This window comes from Paenibacillus sp. WC2504 (assembly GCF_052682475.1).
Window position 1 is genome coordinate 1357648 of the sequence record NZ_JBQZFH010000001.1, and the last position, 26915, is coordinate 1384562.

The window sequence follows — 26915 nt, forward strand, 5'->3', positions numbered from 1 at the left end:
GACGGAGTGGGGATTATCCCAGCTTCGTCCTCTTTTTCGTTTTGGCCGCTTTTTTCTTCGTCGCTGATTGGGAACGCAGCGGCTTTTTGGCAAGCTTCTTTATCGTTCTTTTTCGGCTGCGTAGTCCGAACTTGAACTTACGCCGTTTGATGCGTCTTCGAGGAAGTGCTCTCTTCAGAAGTCTCTTGCGTCTGATTCTTTTTCTTCTTAGAACGGCAGGGCGAGGAGCGGGCAGGGCACTGGCAATCGGTTCCGGTTTGGGCAGCAAAAGTTGATTCATCTCCAGCAGTTTATCCCCTTTTATCGGATGAATCCAATAGTAGTAAGGATGATCTAGATGCTGCTGCACACTTTCATAGGTGATGTTTTCGCCCCAGCGGACCATGTCATTATACTTGGCTCCCTCAGGGTATTCCCGGACCCTTCCGCCGCAGGCCATAGCCAGTGTGACAAAAAATACTTCTTCTAAAGCAGCGGCCTCCGTTATACCGAACAGGTGATCTACGGCGGCATGGTCGACATGTGCAAGCATACGTCTGACGATATCATGCCTGTAGACTTGACCGGGGTTAAAGTAGGTCAGAAAGCCGTCTGTCCGGAAGACCGGCTGCCATAAATGCCATTCGTTCATCATGTTTCGTACAGGAAGGGAGAAGTCGTGATCCCGATTATTTTCAAGTCTCCAGCCCATGCTGTCGGACTCGGCCATCACCTCATCCAAGAAGGGCTGGAAGCCGTGTTTCACAAATAAAACATCATGATCCAGCGACATGAGATATTCATAGCCGGCGCCGATTTCCTCCAGCCATTTCATGATCTCCCACATACCCGGCGCGATAATGCCAGCTTTTAAGGGATGGCTGTGCGGAAAGGACCAGATGTTCACGTTTTTTCCAAAATCGGGATTGGGTCCGCCATTGTAGAGAATAATGCCGGCTTCAGGATTGAAAAAATGAATATTTTCGACCTGTGCCGCCAATACCTGTTCGTTTTCGTGAGCGATTACGATAATGACCAATTTTTTTTGGATCAGTTCATTTATATGAGTAGGGGTCATATCCATTGCGGCACTCACCACCTTATGATTTGTTTAGCTGCTGCGCTGTATTTATCATATTCTGGAGCTGGCAAAGTGTGAAAAGCTAGTCAGCGTGTTCCATCCATGCATGCAAGTCAGCAATCATTTGTGGATAAGAAGAAACCGGATAGTTGAAGTCAGCTCTTGTGGAGATCAAGCTCTTGTCGGATAGGAATTCATCGTTAGCGTGAATGGTGACGGCATCATGATGGAACTGCTGCTGAATCAGCTTCAGCAAGTCATATTTGGAGAGCTTTGGCTCGCCGGCAAGGTGTACAAGCCCATCAATAGGATGCTGGAAGCACCAGTCGATTGCTTTGGCCAATTCCAACGTGGTAACGCCGTTCCAGAACACCTTGCGATAGCCCTGAATGTCGCCTTTCTGCTGCATAAACCAGTGAAAGAGCCCAATGCCGTTTTGTTTTAACTCAGGCCCGATAATCGAAGTGCGGATCGTCAACACGTTGGGTCCGATGACCTCGCCCAGGCTTTTGCTTTTGCCATAAACCGATAGGGCATCCGTGAGATCAGATTCTGTGTAATCCCCGCGAGAACCTGAGAACACGCAATCCGTGCTGATGTGAAACAGGCGGAAGCCATACTGCTCCGCAAATTCAGCCAGCCTATGGGGAAACAAGCTGTTGACATAAATGGCTTCAGCCTGCCGCGTTCTAGCCTCTTCATTCAGCAAGCCGACAGCGTTGATGACAGCATCCGGTTGGATTTGTTTCAGCAGATGCCGCAAGTGCTCATCGTTTCTGACGTCCAGCGCTACAGCCCGGGGGTCCGCCGGATCGGCGGATCGCACGGTCGTCCATACGTCACCCTTATGCTGACGGGTAAAATAGCTCTTCAACATGTGTCCGGCCATGCCCCGACCGCCGATAATGAGTAGTTTCAAGGAAGAAATCCTCCTTTAAGCAGCATCTGTAAGATCTCTTCGGATGTCATGAGCGAATCGTTGGAGGCGTACTGGGCGAAGGTTGATTTCGGTAAATGACTGTAATGGTCATATAGGGAGGGCGTCGCATTCGCAGGGAGGATGACAAAGTATTTCTCATTGTATTGGTAGGTAAAAGGAATTTCGTGAGAGGAAATAAGCACTTCATGCAGCTTCTCCCCGGGACGGATACCGACATCCATTATGGACAGTGGTTGGTCTGTCAATTGCTCCATAAGGACTTCAGCCAAATCAAGAATGAGGCAGGCATTCATTTTCATCACAAAGGTTTCTCCGCCTACAGCCGCTTTGGCCGCACTTAACAGCAGTTCAATTGCTTCAGGAAGCGTTAGGAAGAAACGAGTCATATCCTTGTGCGTAAGGGGGAGAGCTTCTCCTTGTAAAATGCGGTTTTTAAAGAAAGGAACGACGCTGCCGTTGGTACCAAGCACATTGCCGCCTCGAATACACACAAACTGGGTTGTAGAGCTGAGATCATTTGCCCGAACCATGAGCTTCTCTCCCAAAGCTTTGGTCATCCCGTAAAAATTGATCGGATCCACGGCTTTATCGGTGGAGACGTCGATGACTTTTTTGACGCCGCCCCGAATACTGCCTCGGATGACATTTTCAGTTCCTTTGACATTCGTTTTCAACGCTTCATCCGGTTGGGCTTCACAGATCGGCACGTGTTTGAGAGCAGCCAAGTGAAAGACATAATCGACGTTTCGGCAGGCGTCCTCGACAGCTTCCTGATCCCGGACATCACCGATCATAAAAGTGAGAGAAGGATGGAAAGCGAAGTCACGCTGCATCTTCACTTGTGAGAATTCGTTGCGGGAGAAAATGCGAATTTCCTTAGGTCCCTCCTGCAGGAGGCTGCGGGTAAGCTCCTGCCCCCAAGATCCGGTTCCTCCTGTGATGAGGATCGTTTGATTATGAAACATAGCTCTGTCCTCCTAGTACAATATTGACAACCTTACTCGATACATTCGGGTCCAGATAGCCATCCGGACACTGCCATGTATGATGAGGCTCCATCATCAACTTGACGCTGGCGGCGATTCGCTCAGGCACAAGACCGGAAAGTAAATTGCTGCCGCAAAGCAAGGTTTCCGGCCGCTCGGTGCTTTGGCGAATGGTGACGGCCGGTACGCCCAGGATACAGCTCTCTTCCTGCACCGTGCCGCTATCCGTAATTACGCAGGCGGCATGTTTTTGCAGCTTCAGAAAGTCGAAAAATCCAAAGGGCGGAAGAAAGCGAATGAGCGGGTGTGAAGCCATAACCCCAAGCTTATCGAGGCGGTCCTTCGTCCGGGGATGGGTACTGCAGATGATAGGGAGCTGTGTATCTTCGGCTACAAGCTGCAGGCCTTCGATAATTTGCCGCAGCCGGGCTTCATTATCGACGTTCTCGGCCCGGTGGGCGGTAACGAGGATATATCCTTTATCCGATAGGCCTAGTTCCTCTAAAATACGACTCGCATCCGCCTGCCCTTTATAATGCTCCATCACCTCATAAATCGGATTCCCCGTCATCCAAATTCGCTGAGAAGGAACACCGTCCCGCAGCAAGTTCTCGCGCGCGCCGGGGGTATAAGGCATATTGCAGGTAGAGATGGCGTCTATTGCTTTTCTATTAATCTCTTCAGGAACGCGGGTATCGTAGCAGCGATTTCCAGCTTCCATGTGATAGACGGGAACGCCGTGCCGCTCGCCTATGAGGGCGGTGAGCGCGCTGTTGGTATCGCCAAGCACGAGCATGCGATCCGGTTTCTCCTTCAGCAGCACTTTCTCAACTTCGACGAACATTTGCGCAATTTGCTCGCCAACGGTTTGCGCTTGGAGCCGAACATGAACGTCCGGGAGCCGAATGCCCATTTGCTCGAAAAAGACGTCGCTAAGCGTGCGGTCATAATTTTGTCCGGAATGCACGAGGAGATGTGAATCTGCAAGGAGATCCAGTTTGGCGATCACTAAGCTTAACCGGATAATTTCGGGTCGTGTTCCTAGGACGGTCATGATCTTCATAGCGTAAATCTCCTTTTCATAAGAGGCTTCGATAGTAATCCAGCGTATCGGATACCGATTGGGCGAGTGAAAAGGTGGGTGCCCACCCGGTTGCTGCGCGAAGCTTGGCGTTGTCCCCTTGAACGAGGGGAGCTTCGTTAGGGCGAATCAAACGCTCGTCGACGGCAACCTCGAAAGGGATGGCCGCATAGTGCTGCAGCAGGTCAACGATAGCGCTGACCGGTGAGGCTGTGCCGCTGCATACATTAAATACATGGCCAAAAGGTGCTGCGCTTAGCTGCATGAGTGAGCCGTAGGCGATAACAGCATCGCGTACGTCGAGAAAGTCGCGCTGTACAGCCGTGTTGCCCATAACGAGCTTAGGAGGGAGATGGCCTTTTTCCATCATCGCGACTTGCTTAGCGAGCAGAGCGCATACGCCGGTCGCGTTTCCTGGGCCAATCAAATTGAAAGTTCTGGCTATGAACGTTGGAACCGCATATACGCTGCCATACATTTGCATGAATGAAGTCATGATCTGCTTGCTCCATGCATAGGGGCTGACAGGCAGAATAGGCGAGGTTTCATTTACAGGCATTGTTTGAAAATCATATTCATAAGCGGTTCCTATGGCTAGAAACCCTAGAATTCTGTTTGCTGCCGCAGCTCTTACAGCTTCTAGCATGTGCAACGTACACCACGCGTTCGTATGCAGGACTTGAACGGGATCCGCATAAGATGCACTAACATCGTTAGCTCCGGCCAAGTGGACGATATGTGTAATCGGATGCTCCTGAAGGAGCTGTGTAAGGATAGCGCTCTGCGTGATATCACCTGAAATATAGTGTAGATTGGGATGTTTCATAAGGCAGCTGGACCTGCGTCCAATCCCAAGCAGGTTCATGTTTTGACGCAAGAGATAGGCTGCCATGTGCTGCCCGACGAACCCGTTAATCCCCGTAAGGAGTACGAGTGGAGGATTCGCCATCCTCGTCGTGCTCGTCATACCGGTTCACCGGGAAGCAAGAGAGATTTGAGTTTGCCGAATTGCTCATTGGCCAAGGTATAATCCACCGGGCGGCCGATATCGAGCCAGAAGTCATTGTTTTCATAATGGCGGACTTTCTCATCTGCGGCTAGCAGGGCATGAATCAAATCAGGAATGTCGAAATATTGATGGGAAGGGATATAATCGGCTACTTCCGGATTCATCATATAGATGCCCATGCTGACATAGGCCGATCGGGTAGGTTTCTCTACGAAGTCAGTAACGAATTCATCCTGTGTTTCAAGGACCCCAAGCTCAATTGGAATCCCTTTTTTCTGTGAAGCGATAGTAAGTATACTGCCGCCTTGGATATGGAAATCTCTAAAGCGGGAGAAATCTAAGGTGGTTAAGACATCACAATTAATTAACAAGAAGGGACCGGGCCTGCGGCTTATGAGTTTAATTGGTCCCACAGTGCCCAGAGGCTCATTTTCTACATAATAAGAGATGGAGACACCCCGAGAGCTCCCATCTCCAAAATAGGTTTGTATAAGCCCCGACAAGTAGCCGCATGCCATGGTGATGGAGGTAAACCCATAATTACGGAGCTGTTTCACGATAATCTCCAGTATGGGTTGTTCGCCAACGGGCAACAACCCTTTGGGAAGCACCTTGGTATAAGGCGCCATGCGCATCCCCTTGCCGCCCGTCATGATAACGACTTCCACAGAAACCAACTCCTTATACGACATATTCATTAGGCCGGTACAGCTCGGGATGGTCGTTCATCCACTCAATTGTCCGAGTCAAACCTTGCACCAGAGGAACGGTTGGCTTCCATCCCATCAAAGCTGCGGCTTTGCTGCTGTCCGAGAAGAGGCGGTCCACTTCACTTTTTTCCGGCCGTACCCGTTCGCTGGCGATACGGACAGGCAGATCTTTTCCAATAATTTGCTTGATGGTCTGAGCAAGCTCGCCAATGGAGATTTCCGCCCCCGATCCGGCGTTTATCGTCTGCCCAATCGCGGCATCATGGCTGGCCGCACATATAAAAGCTCTGGCGGTATCTTCTACAAAAGTAAAATCACGGGTCGCACTGAGATTGCCGAGGACAATTTCGGGTTGATGCAGCGCTTGATTAATAATGGTAGGAATGACTGCTCGCATGGACTGTCGCGGACCGTAGGCATTGAAGGGTCTGACCGTTACGACAGGCAGCGAATACGAGCAATAAAAGCTTTCAATGATCTTATCAGCGCCGATCTTACTTGCGGAGTAGGGGGATTGGCCTTGCAGCGGATGCGTTTCATCCATAGGCACATAACGTGCGCTTCCGTACACTTCGCTGGTAGAGGTGTGAATCAGTTTCGCTGTCCCTAAATCCAAGGCGGCTTGCGCAATATTTAGGGTGCCAATGACGTTTGCTTGCACAACATCCGTTGGATGTTGATAAGAATAAGGAATAGCGATCAGCGCTCCTAAATGAAAAATGGTATCCATGCCTTTCACGGCACGATAGACGCCATGAGGATCACGCAAATCTCCTTTAACGACGTCAATTTCCTTCTGTATGTCACGAGGCAGTTGATCGAGAAAACCGCGTGAATTCGTGGAGTTATATCGAATAAAGGCTCTGACCTTCGCACCTTCCGCAACTAGCTGATGTACGAGATGACTGCCGATAAAGCCGGCGGCACCTGTTACCAGCACTTGCTTCCCTCTCATCATGTATGAGATCACTCCTTCCAACATATGGTTACAGTCTATTCCCTTTGTCTATGGATGTAGTGGACTATCCCCCACTCGAAAAGAGGATTAGGAAAAAATAGGTAAAAACGGGTATGGCGAAAAGACCGCCCCAGAGGATCATGGAAGATCTTTTGGGGCAGTCTGTTTTATTCAAAAAACTCCGTTAGCCATACGTATATGAAATACCGGAGAGTGTGACTGGACCTGTAACCGTTGCCCCAGTTAATAATCCTGGTTCCAATTGTACAGTGAAGGAGTAGCCTTGGTTCGAAGTAGCTGGCACATTGGAATCGATGGCCTGGAAGGAGACCGTTAGTTCTTGCCCAGTGGACAGAAGGGCTTCTTGTCGGGCGGAGAAAATGACGGCGTTGCCACGTAACACGTTAAATAGGAGCACAGGAGCAAGAAGAGTGGAGGAGACACCAACGGTAGCTGTTAGAAGAACTCTGTTGGGTCCTTGTGGAATGGCTAATCCGAATTCTGCGAGTGTGATGGGCGTCGTGGAGACAACACGATTGAGAGAGCCGCTAGATGATCCGGGAACGCTTGTCCCGATGCTAACAATGTTTGACATAAAAATCACCTCCTTTCCTATATTCTATTAAATTTAATAGAATTTGCTTGGATGGGAGTTTGTGTTTTCCATTTTAATGGTAAAATCTTTGACTGTTCTAACTTTGTTAAGGGATATAGACGCATTAACAGGTCAAGTTGGTGCTGTGACACATACGCTAAATCTAAATAATTAAACAAATATTGGGAGGTGCTGCCGATCATGGATGCACGCAGAGCTTATCAGCTTCGGCCCGTTATTTTTTTAAATACGGTTCCCAAAAGTGGAACAAACCTTCTGAATCAGCTTTTGTTAGGCATTCCCGGTTCGGTAATGAACGACTATGTCTTTTATGAAGGCCTGGTTAAGGATTTGCCATTACAAGCTTCAATCCTGAACAAGGCAGTCCCGAATGATGTTTATATGGGACATGTATACTACTCCCCCGAATGGGCCAAACTCCTTGTCCGACCTGGTATTAAAACCATCTTTATGATCAGGGATTTGCGAGATGTGCTTGTGTCCCTGACGTATTACATTATCGAGAAGCTCCCGGATTATCCCATTTATAAGGAGCTAGTCGCCCTGCCAACTCAGAAGGAACGTTATTTACTCCTGATTAATGGGCTGGATGACTACCCGAATATTAAAAACTGGTTCGGAGTATTTCAGGGCTGGTTGTCCGTGCCGGGTATTTTTATCACGACGTATGAAGAGTTGATGATTTCGAAGGCGTCAAGGCGGAGAACGATTACAGCGATGGCGGAATTTTTGTGGAAGGGGACCGTACCGCCCATGCCGATCGCGAAGTTGGTTCGCAGCATGGAAGCGAATATGGATAGCGGCAGCTCGTTTACTTTTCGCAAAGGCGTTGTAGGCGGTTGGAGAAATGAATTTGACGAAGAGGTTATAGCAGCCTTCAAACGTGTGGCAGGTGATGTATTGATACAAACCGGCTATGAAAAAGATATGCTTTGGTCATAACCGGAGAAATGGAGGTTAACCATGAAAATCGTAATACCTGCGGCTGATTTGCATATTGGTGGCGGTTGTAAGGTATTGGTCGATATCGCCGGAGCCCTTACGAAAAAGGGACATGAGGTTGAGGTCGTCATCCCCAAGACGGCAACCGTGAAGTATAACATTCCTTGCAAGCTGACGATCGTTCCGAAGCTGGAAGCAGACTATATTCCTTATGGTGATATTATTTTGCCTAATTTCTATACCACATTTCAATCGGCTTTCGAGGCGTGGCCAGAGCAAACGGTTAGATTAAGCCTTGGCTTTGAACCGCTTTGGGTGCCTAACCGCGAGGCAGCTTTATGGACTTATGCCCAAGAGGTCCCGATCCTTTCCATTTCCAGTTGGTTGGATCAACAAATATTTGATCACGTAGGGCGGCGCAGCACTATAGTATCTCTTGGTATTGACCCTCGCATATTTCGTCCGCAAGGTCCTCGCATTCACCCGCATCCTAGCAAGAAAACGACGAAAGTGATTCTGTACATCGCACGGGACAGGAGAGACTATGCGCTAAAAGGATTTGATGATTTCTATGCTTGTATGGAAATTATCAAAAACGAGTATGCAGGCGATTATATGGTTTATCTGATCTGCCCGGATGGCGCAGTCTCACTCGTGACGCTGGGTATTCCGGAGCGTATCTTTTATCCCAAAAATGAATTTGAGATGGCGAAGCTCTTCCGGACAGCCGACGTTTTCGTCGCATCATCTTGGTTTGAAGCCTTCTCGCTGCCTCCCTTGGAGGCAATGGCCTGCGGCACGCCTGTCGTGACGACGAATTCAGGCGGTGTCATGGACTTCTGCTCGCATATGGAGAGCGCGTATGTCACCAAGCCAAGAGATCCTAGGCAATTGGCACAGGGCATTTGTGCCGTGTTATCCGATCGCCAGTTGGCGGAAAAACTCGCTCTTGGTGGCAAAGCCAGTGCGGCACGATTAACGAAAGCCCATTTTGAACGCAATATCGTGAACGCATTGGAGGAAATTTACAACGAACGTGTCTCGCTGAACTAAGAACAAGGTAGGTGTTTCAACCGTGAATGCAAATTCGAAAGTCTCCATTGTGATTCCTTTTTATAACTGTGCATATGTCCGCACGGCGATTGAAAGTGCACTGAGCCAAACCTATCCGAATATTGAAATCATCGTCGTTAATGATGGCTCAACCCAGCATATGGAGAAAATTGTTCCATATATGGACCGGATTGTTTATGTGGAGAAAGAAAACGGAGGTACGGCGAGCGCGCTGAATGCCGGTATCCGGCGCGCCACAGGCGACTATTTTGCATGGCTCAGCTCCGACGACATGTTTGAGCCAAACAAAGTAGCGAGGCAATTGGCTTTTATGCATGAGCAAGGGGCTAAAGTCAGCTATACCTCCTATGTTCATATGGATGGGCAGGGGGTCATCTTTGGAGGACCTTCAGGAATTGGTTGTTCCACCAAAATGGAATTCTATAAAACCATGCAAAAAGGCTGTATTATCAACGGTTGTACCGTGATGCTGCATATGGATGTCTTCCAGAAGACGGGTTACTTTAATGAGACTCGCAAATATACGCAGGACTATGATTTTTGGATGCGAGTTATGAAGCGGTTTCACTTCTTTTATTTAAATGAAAGTCTTGTTCGCTACCGGGTGCACCCCGAAATGGGATCTCGCAAGCATGAAAGCGCAATTGTCAAAGAGATCCAGTCGATTCAAGCCATCTACCGGAAACAGCTGGATGCCTTGATCGCCAAGGAGAGGTTGACGATCACTTTTCCTATCATTACACTCAGCATCGGCGGAGCGCAGAGAATGTTGGCAGAAATGGTCAATGGGCTTGCGGCTAAAGGTCATGACGTCAGCGTTCTGATGCCGCCTGAGGGCGCCATAAACTATACGATTAATGCCAAAATCATCCGTACCAAACAGAATTATATGATTCTGGAGAAAGATTATCCCGAAGCGGATGTGATTGTATCCAATTTCTATACGATTGTACCCGGAGCCCATCAAGCCAGCTTGAACGGGAAAGGCGTGCACGTCCGCTTAAGCCTATGTTATGAACCTGCCTTTCTCCCGGAAAATCATCTCTCTTTCCCTACGTATCACATTTCGAAGCACACTGTCGTCCTCTCCAATTGGCAAAAGCAGCTTATTACACTGAATCACGGTCATCAGGCGCATATTGTGCCGGTAGGTGTCGGGCATGCTTTTAGAAACCACCATATTCGCGATACGCAGACCCAACTGCAAATATCGGCGATTATGCGGAGGCCGGAGGGCGGCTATTCCTGGCACAGAGAACAGGATTATTTGATCAACCAACTGGAAATCGTGCAGGCCAAGTACCCCCAGGTTCGTATCAACCTGATGACTCCTCCGGAAGAGTTTCATAGCTCTCCCCTCTTACAGGCTATCAAAGCCAATCATCCGACTTTTCGCTATTTAACCCCTGGGCACGATGGTGCTATGGCCTATCATTATAACGAGACGGATATATTCGTGAACTCTTCTACCTATGATTCTGCTTCACTGCCAGGTCTGGAGGCTATGCGCTGCGGGGCGGCTTTGGTCACAACCTACAATGGGGGAAATATGGATTACTGCCGGCATGAACAAAACGGTTTGATGTCTTATCGCTATGAGAACCGCTTGGCGGCAGATGTTGGCCGGTTGATTGAGGATGCCGATTTGCGCAGAAGACTGGCGGCTGCCGGGGAAATTGAGGCTTCGAAATGGACGTGGGAACGCAGCGTAGATGCCTTTGAAAGAGTGCTATATGATATTCGAGCATCGCGATAGATACCCAGATTTATATTTTTAGGTGATAGTCTAGGACGAGGGTCTATTCCGCTGAGTAGTATAGGAGTGTGATGGAATCCAATTTTTGTTAGTATATGTAAAAACTTTGGAGGTGCCCTATGTCCCGTATAACAGAAGACAACGTGGTTAAGAAAACCACTCGTGTTGTTAGGAAAAATGACTGCAGCACGAGGAAAAGAGGCAAGAAAAATAAATGTCATGTATGCAAGAAAAGATCAAGCAGAAGAACGATCAAAGTGATATGCAAGCAGTCTAAAGCCCCTATTGTCCATGTTACGACCCCTCCAGCGGAAGTCAACGTTCAAACCAATCCCCCGGAAGTCCATGTTACAACCCCGGAAGTCCATATCACAACATCTCCTCCTATCGTTAATGTAGAGACTCCTAAACCCGATGTTCACGTAAAAGTAGAGACGCCGAAAACAGAAGTGAAGGTTAAAGTTGATTACCCGGATGAGAGTTGTAACGAAGAGTTGAGAGACTTATTGGAGCAATATTGGGATACGGAGGTTGAGCTGTTCACATCAAGCGGAGCAGGTTCCGGGGGAGAGCCGCCAAACCGGATCGGAATGGTTGAGAAAATTGGGAAAACGACCCTAATCCTTCGTCCAACAACGGGGAATACGATGGATCACATTGTTATATATTCGATATGTCACATTATCGGTTTCAGACCTTATACACCGGTTGAGGCTCCATAACGAACGGTAGGTTTAAGTTCATCACAACCCCTCAGAAGGAGGCAATATCAAATGGAAATCGTATTAATTATAGCCGGTAACAGTTACTCTACGCAGCGTGCGGTTATTAACTTGTATGACGCTACGTTAGATTTTCCCGGACTTGAAGTAGGGGCTAAGTTAACACCTGTACTTGCCGCATTAATGGAAGCTGGATTCACATTAGTAGATTTTGACGGTAACGGTAACGTTACAACGTATTTCTTGGTCCGTGAACAGGTAGCCGCAGGCTGTAATCCGTTAACAGCAGTCGAGGGACGCTTAAATACACAGGTTACTATTCAAACAGGCGCAGGAACAGAGAGCGGTACGCTGATCCTTGTTGGTTCCGATGTCATTGAAATTCTTGAGCCGTCAGGAGATATTCTCCTTATTCCAGCTTCCAGCATTGAATCCGTGATATAAGGAGGAGAAACTATGTCATTCGCAGAGTTACTGGCGAGTTTTATCGGTAGAACGGTTGAGGTGTACTTCACGAGTAATCCGCCTATTATTGGCACATTAGCTTCCGTAGATGATTGTATTTTTACGATACAAATCAATAACACGTATTACTATAATCCACCAGTAATTGTGACCATCGTGGCGGATCAGATTGATTATGTGCGCGTAGTAGCGTAATCGGAAGGGAGGAGATTACGTCAACGGCTGTGTGTCTCCTCCGTCCCCCCGAAGGAGGACGGTTTGTTCCTTCATCCACTTCATCCAGCTGGCATACTTCTCGGAATGTTGATGCGTAATGCTGGATTTGCGGACTCTCCGATGATAGAGAGGCTCTGGCAGATGCTTCAATCGATGAGCGTGCGACAAGCGGATGATAATTTCGAAATCCTCGTATAACCTACCCTCGTAAGGAGCATTCACCATCCAGCCATGGATGCTGTGAAGGGTCTCAACCCGATAGCATCGTGGTGCTATCGGAAGAGCTCCGGCAAGAAACGCCTCAGCGTCAAATTCAGCAGGTGTTTTGCGTATCCCTCCGAAAATAAGCTGTTTTCGTGCTCCTTCCGTCCATTCATAATAATCCCCGTACAAGAGTGAAGTATCCGGTGTTGCGGTCTCGGCCGTGTTAAGTAAGCGTCGAATAGCTTCTGGCGGCAGCCAGTCATCGGCATCAAGCTCCAGTAGCCAAGGGGCTTCAGCTAGCGATAAGGCAATATTCAAACAATGGGATTTGCCATGATTAGAATTGTTTACATACGTACGAATACGCGGATCTGCGGGTAAGGATGCCAATTTCATCTGCGTGTTATCGCTGGAGGCATCATCCATAATAATCAGTTCCCAGTCAGGCATGCTTTGTGCAATAACGCTTCGAATCGCCCAAAGGAGATAGTCGGCATTATTGTAGGTGCATACCACGATACTAATGGCGGGAGCTGGCTTTGCTTTCGGCAGGGCAGTGTTTGACCCTGCTTCCAGAATGGGTCTGATCAGGTCCCACTCTTCCTGCGCCTTTTGCCATTTGGGGTAATGTTTGGCCTGAGGCTGCCACCATTTGCTATGGAGGGTCTGCCACGACCATTTTCTCTTAAAGTGAAACAGATGATCGTGAAGCAAATAATTGGCAAAGGGCAGTTCATCTTTCTCCAGGAAAAAGGGACGGCCACTGGATCGCACTACGCTTGTTCTCCAAACAAGAGGAGGGGAAGAAAGATGGTGCAGGGTATTGGCAGCCCCGCGTTCATAGACAATGCCGGCACAATGCTCTGGCAGCGCTGCAAGCTGCATGGACAGCTCGGTGATAAAGCTGCTGCTCAGTAAGTCTCCCGCAGGCAGAGTCATAAAAAAGGGTTGATCATAAGCAAGTAGATGATCGTTCAAGGCTGCTGCGTCGTAATCATGTAGGAGCATTACGGGCCAATTCGGAGCGATATGGGACAGATTGGCTATTGTAGCATCGGTATGAGCTCTGTTGGACGTTCCTAGCACGTAGACCAGCATAGGCGAATAATTCCTCCGATCATCAGCAGGCTTATTGCATTCTATGCGGATGGCAGGGGTGTGGTTCTGCTGCGGGCAAGCTCGCACTAAGAATAGTTGAGCCTATTCATAGGGACTTGTCCCGAGCAGGACACGGAATCAAAGCGTGAAACTCGATTGTGGAGCAATCACTTTATGAACAATGAGATAATCATAGATTCGAGAGGTTGATGCTTGTAAGGAGTGCTGATTGGACGAAATCACGATTTCGGGTCTACTGGGCTGCTCATAAGGTGCTGAAATTCCCGTAAAGTCAGGAATAACGCCTGCCCGCGCTTTCACATAGAGTCCTTTCGGATCTCGTTTCTCGCATATTTCAAGAGGACAATCGATGAAAACCTCGATAAATTCCCCAACGGCGTATAAAGATCGCGCCAGCTCCCGATCCGCGCGATAGGGTGAAATGAGAGCAACAATCGTAATGATGCCTGCGTCCACGAGCAGTTTGGCTGCTTCGGCCGTCCTACGGATATTTTCACTGCGATCATTCGGAGAAAAACCAAGGTTGCCGTTTAAACCATGCCGAAGATTGTCTCCATCCAATACGTAAGATCGTATATGTTGGGTGAAGAGCAATCGTTCCATTTCATAAGCAATCGTAGATTTGCCTGAGCCGGAAAGCCCTGTGAGCCAAAGCACACAGCTTTTGTGGGAATTCAGGTGGTGCCTCTCGCTCCTGGAAACGTTGGAAGGCTGCCACTGAATGTGTTTATCGGGCAAAAGGTTCCCCTCCTTAGCTTGTATTTCTATATGTATATGTTAAAGGAGAATGTCAGGTTCTGGTCTGAAATCCTTATAGGAATCCAACTTGATAGATGAAGAACTAGATTTTGAAAAATTGGATGAATGGGGTGTATTCCCACTTCAACCCAAACCGCATATGTTAATTGGGATAGCCTAAGCGCATGAGGAGGGAAATACACATGCAGGATCAGATTACTTCGATTCTGGAGCATATGGCGAAGTCACAGCACGAGTTGGCACGTACCCTGGAAGCCAAACGCGAGGTGATTGCTCATATGGCGAAGATGGTTAGTGAAATCCCTGACCATAATCCTTCCTTCGGAGAAATCGAAGCATTAATGGAACACTCCTTGAGTATTACCAAAGGGATAACCAGCTATTTAAACAGTCTTGCCGATTTAGAGGATGCCATCGCGGACAATCTTTCGCCAATCGTGAAGGTTATGAAAGAACAACCCGCTGATGAATAAAAGAGGGGCAGGGAGTGAAGACATTGAGCAGAAATGATAGTTACTTGTCTTACCTGGATGCTACCGCCAAGATTCAATATAATGTAGCTCTCATTCTGGAGGCTAAGGCGCTGCATGCCGAGAAGTCGCGCAACTGGATATGCCAGCACCTGTCAACAGCTGCCTATGAAAGCAATGCCGAGCATGTGAAACAAGCGGTGGATATCCATGAAAAGCTCATCGAGGTGATCGATGGCATTACCAAGATGGAGGTAGCCTTCGCCAAAAACTTGGGCGTGCTCATTGCAGAAGAGGATAATTCCAGCCTTGGCGGCAGTGCTGGCGGCGGATTTGGCGACTTGTTCGGAGGTTCAGGCCTCGACTATACCAAATGAAGATAAATGAAAGAGAGCAGCATATCAAGCTGGATATACTAGAATCTCTCGCAAGGAGCCAGCGGGCCTTGGCCCGAATCATTGAGAGTGTTGCTGATTCGGTAGAGAGTTCGCCGCAGCTGGCCGGTCAAATTGCTGACAATCTGACAGCTATCGTGAGTTATCAACGGATTTTGACGAAGAAAATCGTCGGATTGCGTATTCGTGTGAAACAAAAAGGAACAGCAAAACAACCGTGGTTAAACGCGAATACCGGCGTTCTTCAAGGCAAGCGTAAGCCCCCCTCTTCTTCGAAGGCATAGAAGAGGATGGGGCTTTTTTACATACACGACGCTAATTTCCTTTTGACTATAAGCGCTTTCATCAAAACCGCAGTAGTCATTCGCCAATTTCTAGCCAAGCTAGGTAAGTGCATATGAATCTGTCCCAAGGCAGTCATACTATAAAAGCAGGTCGAACGTACATGATCCAGTTGCCTTGAAGGCGATCTGTGATAGATGTCCTATTTTGAGCTAGAGATAATACGGGCTTAAACGTATGCCGTGTCCATCGGGATGGATAAACATACAATGGGAACGAAAACGAATGCACATCACAGTGGGAGGGTGTGGACATGAAACAGCGTGGGCAGCGAAAGTTGTTAGTACCCAGGAGGAGAACGAGGCCTGTTTTCAAGCCCATTTCAAATCATCAATCGCCAAAAGTATCTGTCGTCATCCCTGCAATGAACGAAGGGAAGACAATCGCGTCCGTCATTCGTCAAGCCCGATTGGTTCATCCAGCTACAGAAGTCATTGTGGTCGTCAATGGCTCCTACGATGAGACGGAGCGAATCGCCCGCCAGATGGGGGCACGGGTTATTTCATTTAAGGAATCGTTAGGGCATGATGTCCCCCGAGGCATTGGCGCAAGTCATGCGAAAGGGAGTACCATCCTGTTCATTGATGCGGATATGGTGATTGCAGCCAAAGATTTGCGGCCATTCGTGCAGGCGGTGGATCGTGGGGTTGATGTCGCGCTAAACAGCTACTCTGGCAAAACAGAGAAGGTGGATGTGCATCCTGTTGTGCTAGCCAAACACGCGCTTAACGTTGCACTCTCCCGGCCAGACTTGCGAGGAGCTTCGATGACGACAATCCCGCACGCTATTAGTCGTAAAGCGCTAAACGAGATTCATGCCGCTAATTTAGCCGTGCCGCCACTCGCTCAAACGATAGCATGTGTGAAAGGACTCACGCTGCACAAGGTGTACAACGTAAATGTGGGTCGGACGAATCCTAGAAAACGAAGAAAATTTAAGGTGGACCCGCTGCAAAATCTTATTCTTGGAGATCACCTCGAAGCCCTGAATTGGCTGCATGAACAGACGAATGAGCGTGGTCAGCTAACGGATTTAACAAGGGACCGAACCTTTGTGGGGTGAAGCTGTTGAATAAACCAGTGAAGAAACGTGTGAAACAAAGGCCAAAAGTAAGAACTCTGAGAACCCCCATCCCTGTACGCCGTTTGCGGAGGGCTTCCAGACCAACCAGAACAGCAGCGACGCTGTCTGTCGCGTTAAAAAGAAGAGTACACGCAATTGGCGCTCGTTATGCTACGGACCACCCGTTAATAGAGGGGATGGACCCGAGCTCGTACATCAACTCTCTATGGTGTTCCTTTTATACATCCGGGGAAATTGGGACGATTTCGTCGGGGCAGTATCTTCCTGTCTCCCGAGCATTCCTTGAAGGTTATAGCGAGAAACAGGGGATTCCAATCCCGAATCTCGTACTCGTTCCGACAAGGCAATCCATTGGAGCAGTCATTACGGTATCTAATGAGGAAAAGACGATTGCGCGCGTGCTGAACGCGCTGGAAAGAATGCCGATGAAGGAAATCATTGTCGTCATTAACGGCTCAACCGACAACAGCGTTCATATCGCTAAGCAGTGCCCTAAGGCAACGATCGTTCATTATCCGAATCTCGTTGGTCATGACGTTGGCAGGTCGATTGGCGCCAAGCTTAGCACAGCAGACATGGTGCTGTTCCTCGATGGCGATATCCCGATTCAAACCGAGGAATTGGTGCCTTTCATTCGAGCCATCGACCAGGGATGGGATATTGCTTTAAACGACATTTCCCCTTATATCGGTCTCTTCACGCATCGTGACGGCGTGTCTATGGTGAAACAATTCGTAAACCGGGTTCAGGGTCGACCGGAACTGGGTGCCAACTCCATGACGGCGATTCCCCACATGCTTTCCCGCAAAGCGCTCCAGGTTATCGGCAGCGCAGCGTTAATGGTACCTCCTAAAGCGCAGGCGAAGGCAATCCGTTATGGATTGCGTATTTGTGCACCGGCAAGCATCGATGTGGTCACGGCCAACAAACCTACCCGATTGAACACAGGGAGCACGAATCCCGTTTCAAATCTGATTGTAGGCGATCATCTGGAGGCACTCCATATGCTGCTTCATGAACGTGGAAGAAGACTTGAGTTTAAGGATGCTCTTCGTACGCGAACAGCTCTGGCGGGGGGGTCCATATGAACAGCACAAGTATCATCATCCCAAGCTTTAATGAAAAACAGTTGCTTCTAGATTGCATCTACTCCATCAGAGAACATACACGAATCCCCTATGAAATTATTGTTGTCGATAATGCCTCTACGGACGGGACACTGGATGCTTTGATCCGTGAGCAGGTTCCCTTCGTGTCCTTCTCCGAAAACAAAGGGTTTCCTGCAGCCTGTAACGCCGGCATGAAGCTGGCCAGGGGCAGTTCCGTGCTTTTGCTGAATAATGACGTCCTGCTTACACCGAATTGGTTGGATCATATGCTTACTTGTCTGTATTCTCGACATGATATTGGCATCGTAGGTCCAATGACCAACTATGCCAGCGGTAATCAACAAATGAAAGAGCCTTATACGAATCTGCCGGATATGATTCTTAAGTACAATGTGGGAAATAAAGGGAAATACAAGGAAGTTCAGCGTTTGATTGGCTTTTGCTTTTTGTTCAAACGTGAAGTGATGGATAAGATCGGTTACCTGGATGAACAATTCAGTCCCGGTCATTACGAGGATGACGACTACTGCTATCGCGCAAGGAAAGCCGGCTACAAGCTGATGCTGACCGAGGACACCTTTATCTTCCATCATGGCAGCGCCAGCTTTGGCAAGAAAAGCGAAAGCCAACTGCAAGCTATCGTGGAGCGTTCGCGCAAGATTTTTATAGAAAAATGGGGCGTCGATCCCCAAGCATTTTTATGAGAAAGCAAGAGGAAAGGATGTCGTTGCTATGAAGGGAGTCATTCTAGCCGGGGGAACTGGCACACGTCTGCGACCCTTGACGAAAATGATTAACAAACATCTTCTACCCGTCGGTAAATATCCTATGATTTATTATGGGATCGAGAAGCTGAGAGCAGCGGGAATCACCGATATCCTTCTGATCACGGGTAAACACTCCATCTCCCTCTATACGGAATTCCTGGGGAGCGGGAAGGAGTGGGGCGTTAACATTTCCTACAAAATACAGGAAGAGGCCGGCGGCATTGCCGATGCGCTGGAGCTTGCCCACAACTTCGTGCACCCGGGCGAGAAGCTGCTTGTGCTGCTTGGCGATAATCTGTTCGAGGATTCGCTGGCTGGGTACGTGAAGCAATTTGAAGCTCAGCCTGAAGGAGCCAAAGTATTTCTGAAGGAAGTGGAGGACGCCCGAAGATACGGGGTTCCGGTCATGGAAGGCGACTTGATCAAGCGGATTGAAGAGAAGCCCGAGCATCCGCAATCCTCGTATTGCGTCACAGGCATTTATTTGTACGATTCTACGGTATTCGACTTGATTAAGACGGTAGAGCCGTCTGCGCGTGGCGAGATGGAGATTACCGATGTGAATAACTTATATGCGATGCAAGGCAAGCTCAGCTATCACCTGCTGACAGGGTGGTGGATCGACGCCGGCACCTTTCCTTCATGGTTCGAAGCGTCCGATAAGCTGCGCGAATATCCGAACGTTGAGGCTGCAGCACCCAAGTCGGGCGCCGGTGATGACAAGTGAGGAAGTACGATTACATCATCATCGGAGCGGGGATTATTGGCTTAACGATCGCCCGTGAGTTGAAGAAAAGAGAACCGGAAGTGTCCATTTGCATCGTGGAAAAAGAGTCCGATGTGGCTGCACATGCAAGTGGACGCAACAGCGGGGTGCTGCACGCCGGCTTCTATTATTCAGCCAACAGCTTGAAAGCGAAGTTCACGAAAGAGGGCAACCAGGCTATGCGAGCTTACTGTAAGCTTAATGGCTTGCAGTTGAATGAATGCGGCAAGCTGGTCGTCGCCAAAGATGAGACAGAGTTAGCCGGCTTGGAAGAGCTGAAGCTGCGCGCTGACATCAATGGCGTGCAGCTCATCTGGATGAATGAGCAAGAGATTGCTTCCATTGATCCGAATGCGAAGACATACCGGAAAGCTTTGTACTCACCAACAACGGCGTCGGTCGATCCCGTAGAAGTTTGCAGGGCGCTGAAACGTGAAAATGTAGAGAATGGTGTAGAGTTCCATTTCTTGACGAAATATCGCAAGCACCGGGGAGATCTCCTTTTTACGAGCTCAGGCACCTTCAAGTACAGCTATTTGATCAATTGCGCCGGTCTTTACGCTGACAGCATTGCCCATGATTTCGGATTCGGCCAGAAATATACGATCATTCCGTTCAAAGGCATTTACTTGAAATATACGAAAAACAAAACGGATGTCGTCACGAACATCTATCCCGTTCCCAACTTGAAAAATCCATTCCTCGGGGTTCATTATACCAAAACAGTGGATGGCAGCATTAAGATTGGGCCTACGGCAATGCCGGCTTTTTGGCGGGAAAATTACCAAGGGCTGCAGGGCTTTAACCTGAAAGAGTTCCTGCAAATTGTCGGCTTTGAGCTGAAGTTGTTTATCACAAATTCGTTTCACTTTCGACGCTTGGCCTTTCAGGAAATGCGCAAGTATATCAAATCCTATTTCATCGGGTTAGGGATGGGGATGGTCAGAGAAATCGACCCTAAGGGCTTCGGACATTTTCTAAGACCGGGTATTCGAGCGCAGCTGCTCAACGTTGAAACCTTGGAGCTTGTTCAAGATTTTGTCATCGAAGGCGACAAACGCTCGATGCATGTACTCAATGCGGTCTCACCGGCATTTACTTGTTCGATGCCTTTTGCCGCTTATGTCGTGGATCAGATTATGAAACAACGAGGAGGAGCCCTTTCATGAAAGTGATTTCGACCAAGCTGCCGGGGGTCTTGGTGCTCGAACCGAAAGCGCATGGTGATCATCGCGGTTTTTTTATGGAAAGTTACAACCAACAAACGTTAGCTGGCGAGGGCATTCATCATGCCTTTATTCAAGATAATCATTCCCTTTCCGTAGAATCGGGCGTTCTTCGAGGCCTGCACTACCAATTGGCGCCCAAAGCGCTAACGAAACTGGTTCGCGTTGTGTCCGGTGCGGTTTATGACGTCGTCGTTGATATCCGCAAAGGTTCCCCAACTTATGGACAGTGGGTCGGCGTTATCTTAAGCGCGGAAAACAAACGGCAAATTCTGGTTCCGAAGGGCTTTGCCCATGGCGCATGCACCTTGGTTCCGAACACGCAGCTGCTGTACAAAGTTGATGATTATTATTCCCCTGAGCATGACCGAGGCATCGCGTGGAACGATCCTGACCTTGGTATCGATTGGCCTGTATCGCATCCGATCTTGTCGGATAGGGATCGTAAGCAGCCTACGCTTGCGCTGGCGGACAATAACTTTGTTTATGGAGGGGACTTATCATGAAAACCATTATGGTGACGGGAGCGGGCGGTTACATCGGCAGTGTGCTGGTACCGAAGCTGCTGGATAAAGGCTATGCCGTTAAGGCAGTTGACCGCTTTTTCTTCGGTATCGATAAGCTCCCGCAGCATCCGAATCTGGTAACGATCAAGGAGGACTCCCGTCGTCTGAAGGAGGAAGCCTTCGCTGACGTGTATGCCGTCATTGACTTAGTGGCGATCTCCAACGACCCGAGCGGTGAGTTGTTTCAGGAAGCAACGCACCAAATTAACCATATTTCCCGTGTGAGCACGGCACATAAAGCGAAGAAACTTGGCGTGAAGCGATACATTCTCCCGTCTTCCTGCAGCTTATACGGCTTTCAAGCGCCAGAAGTCATCGTCGATGAAAATTCGCCTACGAACCCGCTCACAACCTATGCCAAAGCCAACGAAATGGCGGAACACGGCGTGCTTCCATTAGCTGATACGGCCTTCACCGTCGTTGTCATTCGGCAGGCCACCGTCTACGGCTATTCTCCCCGCATTCGCTTCGATTTGGCCATTAATGGCATGGCGTTAGGCGCTTATCAGAATGGGGTTATTCCCTTAATGAGAGACGGTTCTCAGTGGAGACCGTTCGTTCATGTTCAGGACACAACGGATGTCATGTGTTTGCTGCTGGAAGCTGATCCGAAGGTTATAAACGGAGAAATCTACAACGTTGGTTCGGACAGCAACAATTACCAGCTCGGCCAACTAGCGCAAGAAATTACCGAAGTCATTCCTAAACCTGTAACGATTGCATGGTACGGAGCACCTGATCACCGTTCCTATCGCGTCAGTTTTGACAAAATCGAGAAAGCCTTAGGTTGGCAGGGCAAATGGACGGCTGCACAAGGAGCATTGGAAATCTATAACGCTCTAGCTGCAGGCGAGGTACCGAGCATGGATCAAACGATTACGCTGGATTGGTACAGCGAGCTTATCAAGTGGCACAAGATTATTAAGGACGCCACGCTCTATGGCGGTATCTTGGATATTCAAGGATCGAGCGAGTAATGAAACGCATCGCGCTGCTAGGCGCCAAAGGTCAGCTAGGCTCCGATATTCATCGGGTATTGAAGGAAAACAGCCAGTTCGAGGTCATCCCGGTTACGAGGAATATGCTGGATGTGGAGAATACAGAAACGATTATCCCCATTCTTGAAAAGCTTGGCCGCATTGACGTGCTCATTAACTGCACGGCGTTTCATAACACTGAACAGTGTGAAGCGGATCCGCTTAAGGCCCTCCGCATTAACTCCATCGCCGTTCTGCGTATGGCGACTTATTGCAAACAGAATGGTACGCTCTTTATTCATTTCAGCACCGATTACGTGTTCGACGGCAGCAAGCAAGCGCCATATACGGAAGAAGATCGGGTGAGTCCCCTGAATGCTTACGGCAGCAGCAAAGCAGCAGGAGAGGAAGCTATTGCAGCTTACTTGGATAACTATTTTATTTTTCGTGTATCCTCGTTGTTCGGCGAAGCTGGGGCCAGTGGGAAGGGCGGCAATTTTGTAGAGACAATGATTAGACTTTCGAAACAAGGCAACCCCATCTCGGTTGTTCAGGATGTCATCATGTCCCCGACATACACACAAGATATCGCTGAAACCGTGAAGTTTTTCCTCGAACAAGAGATAACGGCGTATGGTGTATATCACTGCTCGGGCGAAGGCGCCTGCAGCTGGTATGAGCTGGCGGTTCAAACGTTTGCGTTTTGCGGCATAACCTGCGAGACGATACCGATTATGAACAGCGCGTACGCCGCCAAAGTGCGCAGACCGTTATATAGTGTGTTGGACAACAACAAATTGAATCGTATTTATCCGATGAGAAGCTGGCAAAGTGCTTTGGAACAGTATTTGCAGCGCAAAGGATATGTCGTTATCCATGGAGGTGAGATGGAATGAGCGCTTTAAGAGCCGTGAAATCGAAGAAATGGCCGATCAGATCGCTGAAAAATCAGAAGAGACGTGTGCGTAGAGCTGTAAAAGTGAAGAAGCAGCCGGCTCCCCTGTCTCGCTACCAGGATGAATGGCGAAAGGGGAGTGACCAGGGATACGGAAAAGGCTGGTCGCATGGTTTTCACATGGGACGCTGCCAAAGCATAATGCGGGACATTCCGCAGGAGCGGGGCATTCTCTGGGATTTGAAGGTAATGTTTGTTAGGGCTAACGGATTGCCTTATACAGCGATGGATGAAGGTATAGAGGCTAGTCTGCGGGATATGGTGAGAGAGGTTATCGTGGTGAATCCGGTTGACCCTCTAGTTCAAATTGCGGCGGAGACAAGACCGGACCTTGTCCTCGTACTCGATGCCATTGGGCAATCATTGCCGGGAGATGTGGTGCAAGCCATTCGGGCGCATGGCATTCGCACGGCGATATGGCTGCCGGATGATCCGTATCATTCAGATCAGTCGACCGGGCTCGTCCCGCACTTTGATTATGTGTTCACCTTGGAGAAAAGCTGTGTTGAGCCTTATAAGGCACTCGGCTGCCAGAATGTGCATTATTTGCCGTTCGGCATAAATCCGGATTCGGTTAAATTGGACTATGTGCCTACGAATTTTCGCAAAGATATTTGTTTCATTGGCACAGCTTTCTGGAATAGAGTCGCGTTCATTGATGAAATAGCCGACTATCTGCAGCACAAGGACGTCATGATTAACGGCTATTGGTGGGATCGGCTAAGTTCGTACGACAAGCTGTCTTCCAAAATTCAAGGCTTATGGTTGAGCCCACAAGATACGATGAAGTATTACCATGGGGCCAAAATCGTGATCAATCTTCACCGGGCTACCGATGACAAATCCCATAACAGCAACAGCAGGCAAATCCCCGCTTTCTCGCCTAACCCACGGCTTTTTGATATTACTGCGTCGGGCACTTTGCAGTTAACGGATGTCCGTGACGAATTGGCAACCTTCTATAAACCCGGGGAAGAGATTGACACCTTCAGTTCCCCACAGGAGCTTATCCAGAAAATAGAGTACTATTTAGCACATGAAGAAGAGCGGCAGCATATCGCATTGCGAGGATTGGCGCGGACGCTGAAGGATCATACGTATCGCAAACGATTGAATGAATTGTTAACGATAACGAACAAAGGCGGGTGAACGTATGTTGCCCATAAAAAAGAAACAAAGCGGTAAGAAGCTAGGCAGAGTGATCTCCTTCCGGCGAGGCAAGCTTTCTCGCAAGCGCAAAGGGTTGTTCTCTTCTCTCCGCAAAAAGAAGAAACGCAGGAGACTTGCCGCGCTGCCGCTGCAAAGGCTCATGCCGATGGAAACCGTGACCGTCTACGATCAGGGGTATAATGCGGGGTATGACCAAGGTTTCAATAAAGGGCACCGGGATGGAAAACATGATGGGGGCGATGCGATTGTCGACCGCTTGCTGCCGGACTATCAGATCCTGCCTGAAATAACGATTGAGCAGATTGTTGCCGCCGGCGTGGAACATTTGCGGCCGCATATCTATCACCTGCTTACCGCGAGGGATCTAGGAGATCAAATCATCGCAGCGCTTGACGCCAGAGCGCCATTTTCCCTCGTCCGACTAGGTGACGGGGAGCTGCTTACCTTAGCGCAGGAGACTATTTTACCGATTGAGCAGATTAAGCAAGACGGCCCGTTTCTCCCTTATGCCGGTGTAGAAGTACCGGATCTGGCGATTAAAGCGGAACTAGTGCAGGCGATTCGCGGAGCTAGCGTTGTAGGTATTCCGAAGCTGCGGGTGCGCAATTTCCAACCGCTCGCGTTCGCGGTGTTTAAAGCTGAACATATAAACTACCATGAACTTACTTTGACGGACTCGCTGGTGAATTATTATATCTATCACGAGGGGTATCTGTCGCGGATTACACAGGGCAGAAAGGTGCTGCTGGTCGGCAATTTGGCGCCGCATTTGGCAGAAGTGCTTCGCGCGCACGGCGTGAATATCGTTGGTGAGATTACGCCGGTCCATGGTGTGAAGGATATCCCGCACATCAAGGAAAACATCGCTGGATACGAGTTTGATATCGCCCTGGTTTCCGCAGGGATCTCGGCTGTTATCATTTCCGAATGGATTGCGTCGAGCATGGGGAAAGTAGCGATCGATTTCGGGCATTTGGCGGATTCTATCGTGAAAGGGGAGGCTCCTTACCGATGAGAACAGCGGCGAAGCGACGGGTCCACAAATCCATGGGCAAATTACGCAAGTTTCGTAAGCTTGGGCAGCTAGGCAGGCTAGGTAAGTTAAGCAAGCCAGGTAAGGTTGCATCCTCCCAAACAAGCTATAATCGTGGTTACAATGAAGGTTTTAATATGGCTTACGACAGCGCGCACGATCACGCCTTCCAGCTTGGCTGGGATGCGGGGGTCACCCCCTCGAAGTTTCAGGGAACGAGCATCATCATCGTTACGACGAATGATCAGCGTCACCACCTCCAGAATTGTATCGACAGCATTTACGAATATACGCCGGAGCCCTTCGAACTCATCGTCATCGATAATGCCTCAACGGACGATACAGCCGAGTACTTGAAATCCCTAACGGGGAAAATCCGCTACAAGATCTTTACCTCCAATCTCGGCTTCGCCGGAGGGACGAATCAAGGTCTAAGGATGGCGCGTGGTTCCAACCTGCTGTTTTTAAACAATGACACCATTGTGACCAAAGATTGGCTGAAAAATATGCTAACTTGCCTGGACAGTAATGAGAAATTCGGGCTTGTCGGCCCGATGACGAATTACATTAGCGGCGAACAGCTGCTGCAGACGAATTACACCTCCACGGAGGAAATGCATCATTTCGCTGCAAACTTTAATCAGTCGAACCCTGCCAAATGGCATGTGACCACGAGATTAACAGGCTTCTGTGTCCTTATGCGGCGCGAGGTTTTCGAGCGGCTGGGGTATTTGGATGAAGGTTTTGAGATTGGAAACTGCGAGGATGACGATTTCGGTTTTCGAACGCGAATCATGGGATTAGAACTCGTTATTGCTATGGATACCTTCATTCATCATGTCGGAAGCGTCTCGATCAAAGCGCTTGGCGAGCGCCGTTTTGAAGAAGTATATGGCAGAAATTTGGAGTTTTACGCTCGAAAATGGGGAGAAACCCACAGTTTGCTGCTTGAAGTTCACCAAAAGCTCGGTGGCGGCAGTGCAGCGATGGTTGATTTCTACCCAAGCCATATCGTCGTGCGAGGGGTAACATCCCAGCTTTATTGGATTGAGAATGGTCACCGTCACCCGATCGAAGGGGAAACGCATCACTTGTCAGCTACCCGCGTCTCGCAAGTCGATCTGCGGAACTGGCCGAAGGGGCATTCCTTATCGCAACATGACGTACAGAACAAGCTTGCTGCTCTTGCTCAGGGCGTTTATGTCGATGGGCATTTGCAAGAAGGTGCGCTTGCGCGGACGGAAGATCATGCCGTCTATCAAGTCAAAAATGGCAAAATGCAGCGATTCATTAATGATTGGCCGCTGCGCTACTGGAATTTGGATCTGCATCACCAAACGCCCATGAGCTGGGATGACTTTCATCGGTTTGCCCCAGCGTTACCAATTATAGCCCCCGCTATCATCGCGGCGAATAATGTTTAAAGGAGTGAGGTATC

Annotated in this window: 30 protein-coding genes; 20 read left to right on the plus strand and 10 right to left on the minus strand. The window is 49.0% G+C overall.

Features of this window, described 5'->3' with window-relative positions; translation table 11 throughout:
- Positions 1–13 precede the first annotated feature (13 nt).
- The 8 genes from ACUN27_RS06150 to ACUN27_RS06185 all read right to left on the minus strand — a co-directional run bounded on the left by ACUN27_RS06150 (position 14) and on the right by ACUN27_RS06185 (position 7339).
- Positions 14–1063, minus strand: a complete 1050-nt coding sequence (locus ACUN27_RS06150) for a hypothetical protein (RefSeq protein ID WP_445558573.1) — start codon at positions 1061–1063, stop codon at positions 14–16.
- Between the two features lie 79 nt (positions 1064–1142).
- Entirely contained in the window at positions 1143–1979 is an 837-nt protein-coding gene (locus ACUN27_RS06155) for an SDR family oxidoreductase (RefSeq protein ID WP_445558574.1), read from the minus strand.
- A complete protein-coding gene (locus ACUN27_RS06160; RefSeq protein WP_445558575.1) occupies positions 1976–2965 on the minus strand; it encodes a polysaccharide biosynthesis protein in 990 nt (329 codons plus the stop codon). Before ACUN27_RS06160 ends, ACUN27_RS06155 begins: the two co-directional genes overlap by 4 nt.
- Positions 2955–4049, minus strand: a complete 1095-nt coding sequence (wecB, locus tag ACUN27_RS06165; protein ID WP_445558576.1) for a non-hydrolyzing UDP-N-acetylglucosamine 2-epimerase — start codon at positions 4047–4049, stop codon at positions 2955–2957. Before wecB ends, ACUN27_RS06160 begins: the two co-directional genes overlap by 11 nt.
- A gap of 16 nt (positions 4050–4065) precedes the next feature.
- Positions 4066–5034 (minus strand): GDP-mannose 4,6-dehydratase, encoded by a 969-nt coding sequence (locus ACUN27_RS06170; protein WP_445558577.1) that lies wholly within the window; start codon positions 5032–5034, stop codon positions 4066–4068.
- Entirely contained in the window at positions 5031–5744 is a 714-nt protein-coding gene (locus ACUN27_RS06175) for a sugar phosphate nucleotidyltransferase (RefSeq protein WP_315953688.1), read from the minus strand. The genes ACUN27_RS06170 and ACUN27_RS06175 overlap by 4 nt, the downstream gene beginning before the upstream one ends.
- Before the next feature lie 13 nt (positions 5745–5757).
- Complete coding sequence (locus tag ACUN27_RS06180) at positions 5758–6741, minus strand: SDR family NAD(P)-dependent oxidoreductase (protein ID WP_379170974.1); 984 nt, start codon at positions 6739–6741, stop codon at positions 5758–5760.
- 187 nt (positions 6742–6928) lie between these two features.
- Entirely contained in the window at positions 6929–7339 is a 411-nt protein-coding gene (locus tag ACUN27_RS06185) for a hypothetical protein (protein WP_315953686.1), read from the minus strand.
- Between the two features lie 201 nt (positions 7340–7540).
- Here ACUN27_RS06185 and ACUN27_RS06190 point away from each other — a divergent pair, with 201 nt between their 5' ends.
- The 6 genes from ACUN27_RS06190 (at position 7541) to ACUN27_RS06215 (ending at position 12514) form a co-directional block, all read left to right on the plus strand.
- Positions 7541–8302 carry a sulfotransferase domain-containing protein gene (locus ACUN27_RS06190; RefSeq protein WP_326061667.1) on the plus strand — a complete coding sequence of 254 codons (762 nt, stop codon included), beginning with the start codon at positions 7541–7543 and terminating at the stop codon, positions 8300–8302.
- 21 nt (positions 8303–8323) lie between these two features.
- Positions 8324–9355: a glycosyltransferase family 4 protein gene (locus ACUN27_RS06195; RefSeq protein WP_315953684.1), complete on the plus strand. Its 1032-nt coding sequence runs from the start codon at positions 8324–8326 to the stop codon at positions 9353–9355.
- Between the two features lie 22 nt (positions 9356–9377).
- On the plus strand, positions 9378–11132 hold the full coding sequence (locus ACUN27_RS06200) for a glycosyltransferase (RefSeq protein WP_445558578.1): 1755 nt from the start codon (positions 9378–9380) through the stop codon (positions 11130–11132).
- A gap of 119 nt (positions 11133–11251) precedes the next feature.
- The gene (locus ACUN27_RS06205) at positions 11252–11854 is read left to right on the plus strand and encodes a hypothetical protein (protein ID WP_326061664.1); all 603 of its coding nucleotides are present in this window, start codon (positions 11252–11254) and stop codon (positions 11852–11854) included.
- 51 nt (positions 11855–11905) lie between these two features.
- Entirely contained in the window at positions 11906–12298 is a 393-nt protein-coding gene (locus tag ACUN27_RS06210) for a hypothetical protein (protein ID WP_326061663.1), read from the plus strand.
- Positions 12299–12310: 12 nt separating this feature from the next.
- Entirely contained in the window at positions 12311–12514 is a 204-nt protein-coding gene (locus tag ACUN27_RS06215) for a hypothetical protein (RefSeq protein ID WP_315953680.1), read from the plus strand.
- A 15-nt stretch (positions 12515–12529) separates the two neighbouring features.
- Here the strand turns inward: ACUN27_RS06215 and ACUN27_RS06220 are convergent, their stop codons facing one another.
- Both ACUN27_RS06220 and cysC read right to left on the minus strand, forming a co-directional pair.
- Positions 12530–13837, minus strand: coding sequence for a glycosyltransferase family 2 protein (locus ACUN27_RS06220; RefSeq protein ID WP_326061662.1), 1308 nt, complete (start codon positions 13835–13837; stop codon positions 12530–12532).
- A 138-nt stretch (positions 13838–13975) separates the two neighbouring features.
- Complete coding sequence (gene cysC / locus ACUN27_RS06225; protein ID WP_326061661.1) at positions 13976–14596, minus strand: adenylyl-sulfate kinase; 621 nt, start codon at positions 14594–14596, stop codon at positions 13976–13978.
- 203 nt (positions 14597–14799) lie between these two features.
- Here cysC and ACUN27_RS06230 point away from each other — a divergent pair, with 203 nt between their 5' ends.
- From ACUN27_RS06230 to ACUN27_RS06295, 14 genes are all read left to right on the plus strand, one after another.
- Positions 14800–15090 carry a hypothetical protein gene (locus ACUN27_RS06230; RefSeq protein ID WP_315953677.1) on the plus strand — a complete coding sequence of 97 codons (291 nt, stop codon included), beginning with the start codon at positions 14800–14802 and terminating at the stop codon, positions 15088–15090.
- A gap of 23 nt (positions 15091–15113) precedes the next feature.
- A complete protein-coding gene (locus ACUN27_RS06235) occupies positions 15114–15464 on the plus strand; it encodes a restriction endonuclease subunit S (RefSeq protein ID WP_315953676.1) in 351 nt (116 codons plus the stop codon).
- A complete protein-coding gene (locus tag ACUN27_RS06240) occupies positions 15461–15766 on the plus strand; it encodes a hypothetical protein (RefSeq protein ID WP_445558579.1) in 306 nt (101 codons plus the stop codon). Before ACUN27_RS06235 ends, ACUN27_RS06240 begins: the two co-directional genes overlap by 4 nt.
- Positions 15767–16077: 311 nt before the next feature.
- On the plus strand, positions 16078–16887 hold the full coding sequence (locus ACUN27_RS06245; RefSeq protein ID WP_315953674.1) for a glycosyltransferase family 2 protein: 810 nt from the start codon (positions 16078–16080) through the stop codon (positions 16885–16887).
- Positions 16888–16916: 29 nt separating this feature from the next.
- Entirely contained in the window at positions 16917–17996 is a 1080-nt protein-coding gene (locus ACUN27_RS06250; RefSeq protein WP_445558580.1) for a glycosyltransferase family 2 protein, read from the plus strand.
- On the plus strand, positions 17993–18721 hold the full coding sequence (locus tag ACUN27_RS06255) for a glycosyltransferase family 2 protein (protein WP_315953672.1): 729 nt from the start codon (positions 17993–17995) through the stop codon (positions 18719–18721). The genes ACUN27_RS06250 and ACUN27_RS06255 overlap by 4 nt, the downstream gene beginning before the upstream one ends.
- A gap of 28 nt (positions 18722–18749) precedes the next feature.
- A complete protein-coding gene (locus ACUN27_RS06260) occupies positions 18750–19511 on the plus strand; it encodes a sugar phosphate nucleotidyltransferase (protein ID WP_315953671.1) in 762 nt (253 codons plus the stop codon).
- The gene (lhgO, locus tag ACUN27_RS06265; RefSeq protein ID WP_315953670.1) at positions 19508–20719 is read left to right on the plus strand and encodes an L-2-hydroxyglutarate oxidase; all 1212 of its coding nucleotides are present in this window, start codon (positions 19508–19510) and stop codon (positions 20717–20719) included. The genes ACUN27_RS06260 and lhgO overlap by 4 nt, the downstream gene beginning before the upstream one ends.
- Positions 20716–21282: a dTDP-4-dehydrorhamnose 3,5-epimerase gene (gene rfbC, locus ACUN27_RS06270; protein WP_315953669.1), complete on the plus strand. Its 567-nt coding sequence runs from the start codon at positions 20716–20718 to the stop codon at positions 21280–21282. Before lhgO ends, rfbC begins: the two co-directional genes overlap by 4 nt.
- Positions 21279–22319, plus strand: a complete 1041-nt coding sequence (locus ACUN27_RS06275) for an NAD-dependent epimerase/dehydratase family protein (protein ID WP_326061567.1) — start codon at positions 21279–21281, stop codon at positions 22317–22319. Before rfbC ends, ACUN27_RS06275 begins: the two co-directional genes overlap by 4 nt.
- On the plus strand, positions 22319–23215 hold the full coding sequence (gene rfbD / locus ACUN27_RS06280; RefSeq protein WP_315953667.1) for a dTDP-4-dehydrorhamnose reductase: 897 nt from the start codon (positions 22319–22321) through the stop codon (positions 23213–23215). Before ACUN27_RS06275 ends, rfbD begins: the two co-directional genes overlap by 1 nt.
- Complete coding sequence (locus ACUN27_RS06285; RefSeq protein WP_326061568.1) at positions 23212–24423, plus strand: CgeB family protein; 1212 nt, start codon at positions 23212–23214, stop codon at positions 24421–24423. Before rfbD ends, ACUN27_RS06285 begins: the two co-directional genes overlap by 4 nt.
- A gap of 4 nt (positions 24424–24427) precedes the next feature.
- Positions 24428–25459, plus strand: a complete 1032-nt coding sequence (locus ACUN27_RS06290; protein WP_326061569.1) for a GT-D fold domain-containing protein — start codon at positions 24428–24430, stop codon at positions 25457–25459.
- Positions 25456–26901 (plus strand): glycosyltransferase family 2 protein, encoded by a 1446-nt coding sequence (locus tag ACUN27_RS06295; RefSeq protein WP_326061570.1) that lies wholly within the window; start codon positions 25456–25458, stop codon positions 26899–26901. Before ACUN27_RS06290 ends, ACUN27_RS06295 begins: the two co-directional genes overlap by 4 nt.
- The last annotated feature ends 14 nt before the right edge of the window (positions 26902–26915 follow it).

Coding starts and splice junctions, on each gene's coding strand:
- ACUN27_RS06150 (WP_445558573.1), bottom strand. CDS start 1,063: ATGGATATGACCCCTACTCATATAAATGAACTGATCCAAAAAAAATTG.
- ACUN27_RS06160 (WP_445558575.1), bottom strand. CDS start 2,965: ATGTTTCATAATCAAACGATCCTCATCACAGGAGGAACCGGATCTTGG.
- wecB (WP_445558576.1), bottom strand. CDS start 4,049: ATGAAGATCATGACCGTCCTAGGAACACGACCCGAAATTATCCGGTTA.
- ACUN27_RS06170 (WP_445558577.1), bottom strand. CDS start 5,034: ATGACGAGCACGACGAGGATGGCGAATCCTCCACTCGTACTCCTTACG.
- ACUN27_RS06180 (WP_379170974.1), bottom strand. CDS start 6,741: ATGAGAGGGAAGCAAGTGCTGGTAACAGGTGCCGCCGGCTTTATCGGC.
- ACUN27_RS06185 (WP_315953686.1), bottom strand. CDS start 7,339: ATGTCAAACATTGTTAGCATCGGGACAAGCGTTCCCGGATCATCTAGC.
- ACUN27_RS06190 (WP_326061667.1), top strand. CDS start 7,541: ATGGATGCACGCAGAGCTTATCAGCTTCGGCCCGTTATTTTTTTAAAT.
- ACUN27_RS06195 (WP_315953684.1), top strand. CDS start 8,324: ATGAAAATCGTAATACCTGCGGCTGATTTGCATATTGGTGGCGGTTGT.
- ACUN27_RS06205 (WP_326061664.1), top strand. CDS start 11,252: ATGTCCCGTATAACAGAAGACAACGTGGTTAAGAAAACCACTCGTGTT.
- ACUN27_RS06210 (WP_326061663.1), top strand. CDS start 11,906: ATGGAAATCGTATTAATTATAGCCGGTAACAGTTACTCTACGCAGCGT.
- ACUN27_RS06215 (WP_315953680.1), top strand. CDS start 12,311: ATGTCATTCGCAGAGTTACTGGCGAGTTTTATCGGTAGAACGGTTGAG.
- ACUN27_RS06220 (WP_326061662.1), bottom strand. CDS start 13,837: ATGCTGGTCTACGTGCTAGGAACGTCCAACAGAGCTCATACCGATGCT.
- ACUN27_RS06230 (WP_315953677.1), top strand. CDS start 14,800: ATGCAGGATCAGATTACTTCGATTCTGGAGCATATGGCGAAGTCACAG.
- ACUN27_RS06240 (WP_445558579.1), top strand. CDS start 15,461: ATGAAGATAAATGAAAGAGAGCAGCATATCAAGCTGGATATACTAGAA.
- ACUN27_RS06245 (WP_315953674.1), top strand. CDS start 16,078: ATGAAACAGCGTGGGCAGCGAAAGTTGTTAGTACCCAGGAGGAGAACG.
- ACUN27_RS06255 (WP_315953672.1), top strand. CDS start 17,993: ATGAACAGCACAAGTATCATCATCCCAAGCTTTAATGAAAAACAGTTG.
- ACUN27_RS06260 (WP_315953671.1), top strand. CDS start 18,750: ATGAAGGGAGTCATTCTAGCCGGGGGAACTGGCACACGTCTGCGACCC.
- rfbC (WP_315953669.1), top strand. CDS start 20,716: ATGAAAGTGATTTCGACCAAGCTGCCGGGGGTCTTGGTGCTCGAACCG.
- ACUN27_RS06275 (WP_326061567.1), top strand. CDS start 21,279: ATGAAAACCATTATGGTGACGGGAGCGGGCGGTTACATCGGCAGTGTG.
- rfbD (WP_315953667.1), top strand. CDS start 22,319: ATGAAACGCATCGCGCTGCTAGGCGCCAAAGGTCAGCTAGGCTCCGAT.
- ACUN27_RS06285 (WP_326061568.1), top strand. CDS start 23,212: ATGAGCGCTTTAAGAGCCGTGAAATCGAAGAAATGGCCGATCAGATCG.
- ACUN27_RS06290 (WP_326061569.1), top strand. CDS start 24,428: ATGTTGCCCATAAAAAAGAAACAAAGCGGTAAGAAGCTAGGCAGAGTG.
- ACUN27_RS06295 (WP_326061570.1), top strand. CDS start 25,456: ATGAGAACAGCGGCGAAGCGACGGGTCCACAAATCCATGGGCAAATTA.